A 7,168-nucleotide genomic window follows, 5' to 3' on the forward strand; every position below is an offset into this window, starting at 1 on the left:
CCACAGCTGCGACCTGATGACCACGCTTGTTACGGATGCGTAGGAAGAAGGCCCTGAGCGGTCCGGGCGCCTTCGCCGCCGCCCAGGCGGCCTCGACCAGCATGGCGCGGGCATGGGAACGCCCATGTTTGCTGATCCGGCCATATTTGCGCCAAGCCAAGACCGGATGGCGCACACGCGGATTGAGGCCGAAGTAGCTCACCAGCTTCTGCGGCTCGCGGAACCGCCGGGTGTCGCCGACCGCGGCGATGATACCGCTCGCGACGATGACATTGACGCCGGTGATCGTCTGAAGCCGCCGGACTTGCGCATCATCAACCGCTTCCCGGGCGATGTCGCGATCGAGGTCAGCCAGATCCTCGGCCAGGCGATCGATCTCGCGGATGTGGCGGGCGATAGCGGCCCGCTCGTCGTCGGGAAGCACCTGCCGCTCGAGCCAGGCGCGACCGCGATTGTTGAACAGATCGGCATGCGGGCACTTCGGCACGAGGTGCGCCTGCAGGATGCCATGCACCTCGTTCTTCACGCGCGTGCGATGCCGAACTACCTGGTTGCGCCGCGCGACGAGGCGGCGAAGCCGCTCGGTCCGCTCGTCAGGTACCCAGACCTCCGGCAGAAAGCCGCTGGCATGGAGCTGCGCCAGAACGCCGGCATCGATCTTGTCGGTCTTGATCCTGGCATGAGCGATCGCCTTCACCTGCATCGGGTTGGCGACAATCACCCGGCCGACATAGGGCGACAGAACCCGCACCACCGCCATGGCGTTGCCCGTAGCCTCGACGACAACCTCATCAGTCCGTCGCAAACTGCGGCCGAACCCTTCCAGTCCCGAGCGGGTCATGTCGACCCGTCCGTGATGGCGCAGCCGGCCGTCTTCCCAAACCACCACCTCCGCAAAGGTGCGGTGGATGTCCATTCCAATCACACGTCTCATCGGCTCCCTCTCCTCAACAATCGGGAGCCAGCGGGCGACGCGACACCTACGGATCCGCGCTCTCGGCGCAACCGGGCAGGTCGCAGGGGCGGCCAGCTACTAACGCGAGCTCGCAGCTCATCGAATACATCGGCCTGCCCGCACTTGGCGTGCTCCCGGTGCCCCTGTCCCGGATGGTCGCACCATACGCCGAAAATCGCTCATCTCCAGCGGGGATCGGATGGCACCGTCATGATCATACCGGTTACAATCATGCTGGAGCGGCTGAACCAGGAGATCAAGCGGCGCACCCTGGTCGTTCGCATCTTCCCCAACCCGCGGAGCTGTCTGCGGCTGGTTCGGGCATTGGCGGTGGAGATCCACGAGAACTGGCTCGAGGCGACCCGCTATCTCAACATGGATCATCTGCGCGAGCACAAGACGGAGAGCCTGAGGGCCTTGGCCGCCTGAGCACCGTCATGTGTCCGCCGCTCCGCTAAACACGGGGGCTGCGCGGCGGACACGCCGACGTCACCGCAATGCCACGCCATTTTGCAGAACTTGACTCACGCAACTCCCAGGTTCAAATCATGGACGCGCAACCGCCGATACCGACATTCCCTTCAGGTGGCGATTTGAGGTTCGAGTCAGTCGAGACAGCATCGCCGCACCGGTTCTCGTGTTGATTTAAAAGCGTTTTTCTGAGATTTTCGTACCGGATTGTATCACAGTTTGTATCTCAATCTGTATCGCTCAATTCGGAGCCGATATTTAAGCTCGGAATGGCTCAATCTCGAAGCTTGGAGGATCGCCCGGACGCTAACTGGCGCTAACTGAGAGGACGCCTGGGGCGCCGGTCTAGACGAAACGAGCCCCGTGGCCCCGGTCCTCCGCAGGTTCTTTCGGAACTTGCGCGTGAGCGTCAGCGACCTCCGCAAAGGCAATAGTCTGCGTTGCTATGGTTGATCAATCGAAACAGCGGCTGATGGCGCCCCGCAGATCGGCTTAAGGCGTTCTTGGTTGTTCAGAGACAATCTCTCATACGCTCACCTCTCCTAAAAATTTCCCTGTGGATAGTCCGACTATGACGATGCGGTGTCGTATTCGTTTGGCTGGGGCTGAGTAGAAGTAAGCAACTTGGGCTCGGGGGAATCATGAACAAGTTGCTTGTCGGCGCGGCATTGCTTGCCGCTGGCGTGTTCGGCGCGGATACATCTTTCGTTTCTTATATTAGAAGCTCTGCAGGGATGGCGGCTTTTGCGCAGGAGGCGCAAGGGACTTCGCCAGATGCTGGCGCACCATCCGGCGGCTTCGATAATAGCGGGGCAGCGCTGGGCTCCGGCGCGGATGCTGCGGGCGGAACGCCCCCAGCAAGCGCGACGGGAGATGCTGCGCCCGCGACTGAAGCTCCCGACGCGGCGGCCGAAGTAGGAACGACCGATCAGCCGACCGACACCGAAGCCGCGCCCGAGGAACCAGCAGCGGCGGCGGCGACCGAGACGACCACCGAGAGCGAACCCGAGGCGATCGGCACGCCGAAGGTGGATCTGCCGAAGAGTTCAGGCAACGGCAATCTGGGCTATGCCATCGGCATCGACGTTTCGGACTTCCATGGCATCGAACCCTCGATCGCACTGACCTATGAGTCTTCCCGCAAGACCAAGACAGGCGGCCTCTACCAGGGCTGGCTGGGCTATGCCTGGGGCCTTCACGGCTTTGACGTCATCGAGCGAGCAAGCCCGGGCTATGGCATGCCGGCCTTCGATGGCACCGACATCTATCTGCTCAACGGCCAACAGCTGGTTGCCTGCGTCGCCGGCATGGTGTCGCCGTCGTGTTCGACCGGCGGCACGCATGCGACGGAGAATGAATCCTATCGCCGCATTGCGCTGAACGGCACCACCAATGAATGGAAGGTGACGGATCGCGACGGCACCGTCTCGACCTACCGCTCGGTGGCGGCCGTCGCCAACCTGACGCCGACTGCCGGCACGCCGGCCTATGATCTGGCCCTAAGCTATCGCTGGCTGTTGACCTCGGTCACCGACACCAATGGCAACAGCGTCGCCTACAGCTACACCTGTCCGGCAAGCCCGGTCTGCTATCCCGACACGATCAGCTACAACGGCACGGTGGTAAAATTCTATCTGGAGACACGGCCCGACCTGATCCTGATGGGCAATGGCCGCGACATCTCGGAGACCAGCCAGCGCATCAAGGCGATCGGCGTCCCGGTCTCCGGCGCGCTGCGCAGCGCCTACAAGCTGACCTACGACCAGGCGCCGTTCTCAAACGCCTCGCGCCTGACCGCCGTCACCCGCTATGGCACCGATGCAGCCATCGCCGCCGACGGCACCATCACCGGCGGCACCGCAAAACCGCTCGGCCAGATGAGCTATCAGAATACCGATGGGGTCTACACGACCGTTAATAGTGCGCTCTCCACGGTCCTGGCGCCAGGGGCACCCAACGAGACCGGCGATTTGGACTTTGATGGCCGCGATGAAGTCTTTGGCGACTTGGTCACGCAAGTTCAAAATCCCATACCCACCTTCAGTAGAAAAAAGTACGTATACAGATTCGATTCGAATGGCGCGCTCATCAACACGACATCGGTAGCCCTCAACGCGGCAGAGGACGGTCTATATTCTTCCAAGCCCGGCCGGATCTTGGCCGGCAAAGGCACGATGGACTTTGCCGACACGGTCACGGCGAGTCCCCAGTCGGGTGGTGGCCAGTCGGGAACACGCAGCGCGATTGTCCTCACAAACACCCAGCTCGCATTGACCAATTCTAGGCCGTGAACTCATAAATGCGGAATGAGCGAGATAGGGTGGAAAGCAGTCGGCCGCCCTATCCCGTCTTCAGTTCCCCAATGCTCATGATTTGAGGGCTTCCACGCAGAAGCACCTCTCCATACCAAGATACACTCTCATGTGATGGCAGAAGCAGGGGTGATGCCTTTCGGCCTAGCAGGGCGCGCTCCATAGCATCACCAAAAGTGCGCCCCATTAAGCCGATGCCGCTCATCATCGGGGACACCACAAACACTCGGCCCCCACTATCGATATACAGGCTTTGGTGATGGTTGTGAGCTGTGGCAAAGCAAGCCAACTCCGTCTGAAGCAAGTCTCCAATTTCGGCGATTTCTCGGTAGCCTTCATGTGGGGACCAACAGAAGACGACATCGCTCCGGGCGCATTCCATGCCACGGCCGAGCTCGCCGACGTTGAGGCCACCGAACTCGCTGAGAACGGCAGCCACGGGATGACTAGCCGGGACCTCTGGAGACATGGGCACTTTGCGTCCAGGAAACCATCCGGCTGCGGCAAAGATCGGCAAAACAGCGGTCGGCAGAGTTGTCATTCTGAATTTATCGTTGGTAGTTTCAAGCTCCGCAATGGGTTGTTTTCCGACTGGCGGCTTTCATATTGCGGCGCAATCTGATTCAGGCTCCGCATGAGCCGATATGACCTGACCGACTTCGAGTGGCGCGTGATCGAGCCGCTGTTGCCCAACAAGCCGCGAGGCGTTCCGCGCGTCGATGACCGGCGGGTGCTCAACGGCATCTTCTGGGTGCTGCGATCCGGCGCGCCGTGGCGGGATCTGCCCGAGCGCTATGGGCCGCGGACCACCTGCTCTAACCGGTTTGTGCGATGGCGGAGAGCAGGCGTCTGGGACCGGCTGATGGATGCCATCAGCGCCGAGCACGATGGGGATATCCAAATGATCGACAGCACTTCCATCCGGGCGCACCAACAGGCTGCGACGGCAAAAAAGGGGGACCAGATCGTTGTCTCGGTCGATCGCGCGGTGGGCTCACGACCAAGATCCACGTCGTCGTCGACGCGCAAGGGCTCCCAATACGGCTCGGCCTGACAGCAGGACAGGCACATGACAGTCAGATCGCTGATCGGCTTCTCGATCGTCTTGGCCAACGCACCATTGTGCTGGCCGACAAGGCCTACGACGCCGACCGCATCCGGGAATTGATCCAGGAGCAGGGTGCCACGCCCAACATCCCGGCCAAGAGCAACCGGAAATGGAAGCCCTGCTTCAGCAAGCGGCTCTACCGCGAGCGCAACCTGATCGAACGCTTCTTCTCCAAGTTGAAGCATTTCCGTCGCGTCTCAACCCGCTATGACAAGCTCGCCGACAACTTCCTCGCCATGGTCCAGCTCGCGTCAATGCGCCTGTGGCTGCGCGTTTATGAGTCTACGACCTAATTGTAAAACGCTCCTCGGCGCCCCTGCCGCACCGGCCGGCTACGAAGCCGCGTGCGATGCACTGTCGACTGGCTCCTTTATTGTCGCTGACGAGGATGCTGACGGCGTCGATACCGTGAACCAGGCAAGCGGCGCGATAATCGGCGTAATCGGTGTCGGCGACTTCCTCGGCAATGGGCACCAGCAGCCCTTGTTTGTACCGGGGCTGCTGGGCGGCGACGTAAAGAAGGGCGCACTGTCAAACGGCATATGGGAGCCGATTCAGCCCTCGTTTTCCCCCGGCTGCTCGACGCTTGCCGAATTGGGCAGCTGCGTCCTGGCCGACGTGAACGGCGACGGCGCGACAGATATTTTCCGCTACAGGGGCAGTGACAACAGCGCCAGACTATGGCTGTCGACCGGAGTTGACTTCAAGGAATACACAGTTCCGTCGATACCGGAGAAGAGTGCCGTCCTTCGCGACTTCGACAATGATGGGCGGATGGATGTCATCACGGTGGCTGGCGAGGAGAGGACAGGTTCGGTCCGGGTCTTCTCGCTGCGTCCGTCATCAACTGCAATGACCCCGGTTGAATTCACGCTACCCGTTTCGTTGGGCGCGGCCAGGGTGATAGGCGACTTCAACGGCGACGGTCTTCCCGATTTTACCGACTACAAAGACCACATGTTCATCTCCGCGCCAGGTGCTGGCAATCCGAATCTGCTGCGCTCGGTGGTGACGGAACTCGGCGGGACGGTTGCGGTGGAATATGCGCCGTCGTCGACCTGGGCGAACACCTACCTGCCGCAGGTGGTGCATGCGTTGACAAAACTGTCGGTCGGCGACGGCCGCGGCCAAACCGCGGTGAGCACCTACGCCTATGCCGGCGGCAAATACGACCCGGCGGCTCGCAAGTTCCTGGGCTTTGCCTCGATCGTCGAGACAAAGCCGCTGGCCAATGGCGAGACGGCGGCCTCCAAGATCGAGACCACCTACCGGCAGGACCTGGCAAGCTACGGGCTGCCGTCGCTGACGGTGTGGAAGGACGGCGCCGGCGTCGTGCACAAGCAGGTGGCCGAAACCTATGCGGTCAATGCCGCGACCAAGCCCTATTGGGTGCAGAACATTGCGACCGACACGACGCTGACCGAGAACATTGCACGTACTCTCAGGGTCGAGCGGGCGTTCGACGCCTACAACAATATCACCAGCATCAAGGACTATGGCCGCACCGATGTCAGCGGCGACGAGACCTGGACGGTGGCGAGCTTTGCGCCCAACACGAGCGCCTACATCGTCTCGCTGCCGAGCAGCCAGACGGTGCGCCGGGCTGGACACCAGCTTTCCCTATATCGGCTATGACGAGACCTATTATGACGGCAACGCCGGCGCCAACGCCACGCCGCCGGCCAAGGGCAATGTCACCCGCAAGCGCAGCTTGTCCGATTACTATGGCTCGCCGCAAAAGGAGGTGAACCAGTACTTTGCCTATGACGCCTATGGCAACAAGGTCTCGGCGACCAACGGGCTCGGCCACAAGAGCGAGTGGGATTTTGACGCGACCTATCACCTCTATCCGGTGACTGAACGCGCGCCCCGCTATTTTGCCACCGGCGGCCAGAGCGCCGACGCCCGCTTCGTCTCGAGCGCCACCTACAATCCAGTCTGCGGGCTGCCGGCGACGAAGACCGACATCAACGGCCTGATCAAGACCTTCACCTACGATCCGTTCTGCCGGCCCTACCAGGTCTCGCAAAGCGTCACCGGCGCCTATGCCAGGACGCGCTTCGAGAACGAGGGCAATCCGGCGACCCAGGCGCTGGCCAAGCTGACGCCGCTGCCCAATGGCGCGGGCGAGGATTTTGTCCGCTCCTACTATGACGGGCTCGGCCGGGTCTATCGGGTGGAAACGCCCGGAGAGACGGTGGCGGGAGCAAAGCGCATTGCCGACACCGACTACGATTTGCGTAGCAATGTCCTGCGCACCGCCTTCCCAAGGTTCGTCGGCGACACCGCGCAGTGGACGACCAACTCCTACGACTGGAACGA

The 7,168-nt window shown here is 61.7% G+C and carries 6 protein-coding genes and 1 pseudogene; 5 read left to right on the plus strand and 2 right to left on the minus strand.

Annotated elements, in window-relative coordinates:
- Positions 1 to 934 (minus strand): IS110 family RNA-guided transposase (locus NKJ55_RS34835; RefSeq protein ID WP_352453845.1); only part of this gene is annotated, 934 nt, incomplete at its 3' end.
- Between the two features lie 246 nt (positions 935 to 1,180).
- Between NKJ55_RS34835 and NKJ55_RS34840 the strand changes: the two are divergent.
- Positions 1,181 to 1,384: pseudogene (locus tag NKJ55_RS34840) on the plus strand (transposase); the annotation flags it as partial.
- Between the two features lie 683 nt (positions 1,385 to 2,067).
- Positions 2,068 to 3,717, plus strand: coding sequence for a SpvB/TcaC N-terminal domain-containing protein (locus tag NKJ55_RS34845; protein ID WP_352453846.1), 1,650 nt, complete (start codon positions 2,068 to 2,070; stop codon positions 3,715 to 3,717).
- 49 nt (positions 3,718 to 3,766) lie between these two features.
- Here NKJ55_RS34845 and NKJ55_RS34850 read toward each other — a convergent pair whose 3' ends face one another.
- Positions 3,767 to 4,279 carry an SUKH-3 domain-containing protein gene (locus NKJ55_RS34850; RefSeq protein ID WP_352453847.1) on the minus strand — a complete coding sequence of 171 codons (513 nt, stop codon included), beginning with the start codon at positions 4,277 to 4,279 and terminating at the stop codon, positions 3,767 to 3,769.
- A 93-nt stretch (positions 4,280 to 4,372) separates the two neighbouring features.
- Between NKJ55_RS34850 and NKJ55_RS34855 the strand changes: the two genes are divergently transcribed.
- The 3 genes from NKJ55_RS34855 to NKJ55_RS34865 all read left to right on the plus strand — a co-directional run.
- A protein-coding gene (locus NKJ55_RS34855; protein WP_352453848.1) for an IS5 family transposase occupies positions 4,373 to 5,139 on the plus strand; the annotation gives its coding sequence in 2 pieces (ribosomal slippage) (positions 4,373 to 4,700 and positions 4,700 to 5,139; 768 coding nt in all).
- The gene (locus NKJ55_RS34860; RefSeq protein ID WP_352453849.1) at positions 5,123 to 6,481 is read left to right on the plus strand and encodes a toxin TcdB middle/N-terminal domain-containing protein; all 1,359 of its coding nucleotides are present in this window, start codon (positions 5,123 to 5,125) and stop codon (positions 6,479 to 6,481) included. Before NKJ55_RS34855 ends, NKJ55_RS34860 begins: the two co-directional genes overlap by 17 nt.
- On the plus strand, positions 6,390 to 7,168 hold a 779-nt coding region (locus tag NKJ55_RS34865), incomplete at its 3' end, for a hypothetical protein (RefSeq protein ID WP_352453850.1). The genes NKJ55_RS34860 and NKJ55_RS34865, both read left to right, overlap by 92 nt.

Source organism: Mesorhizobium sp. M0106 (assembly GCF_040322715.1).
Classification (GTDB): domain Bacteria; phylum Pseudomonadota; class Alphaproteobacteria; order Rhizobiales; family Rhizobiaceae; genus Mesorhizobium.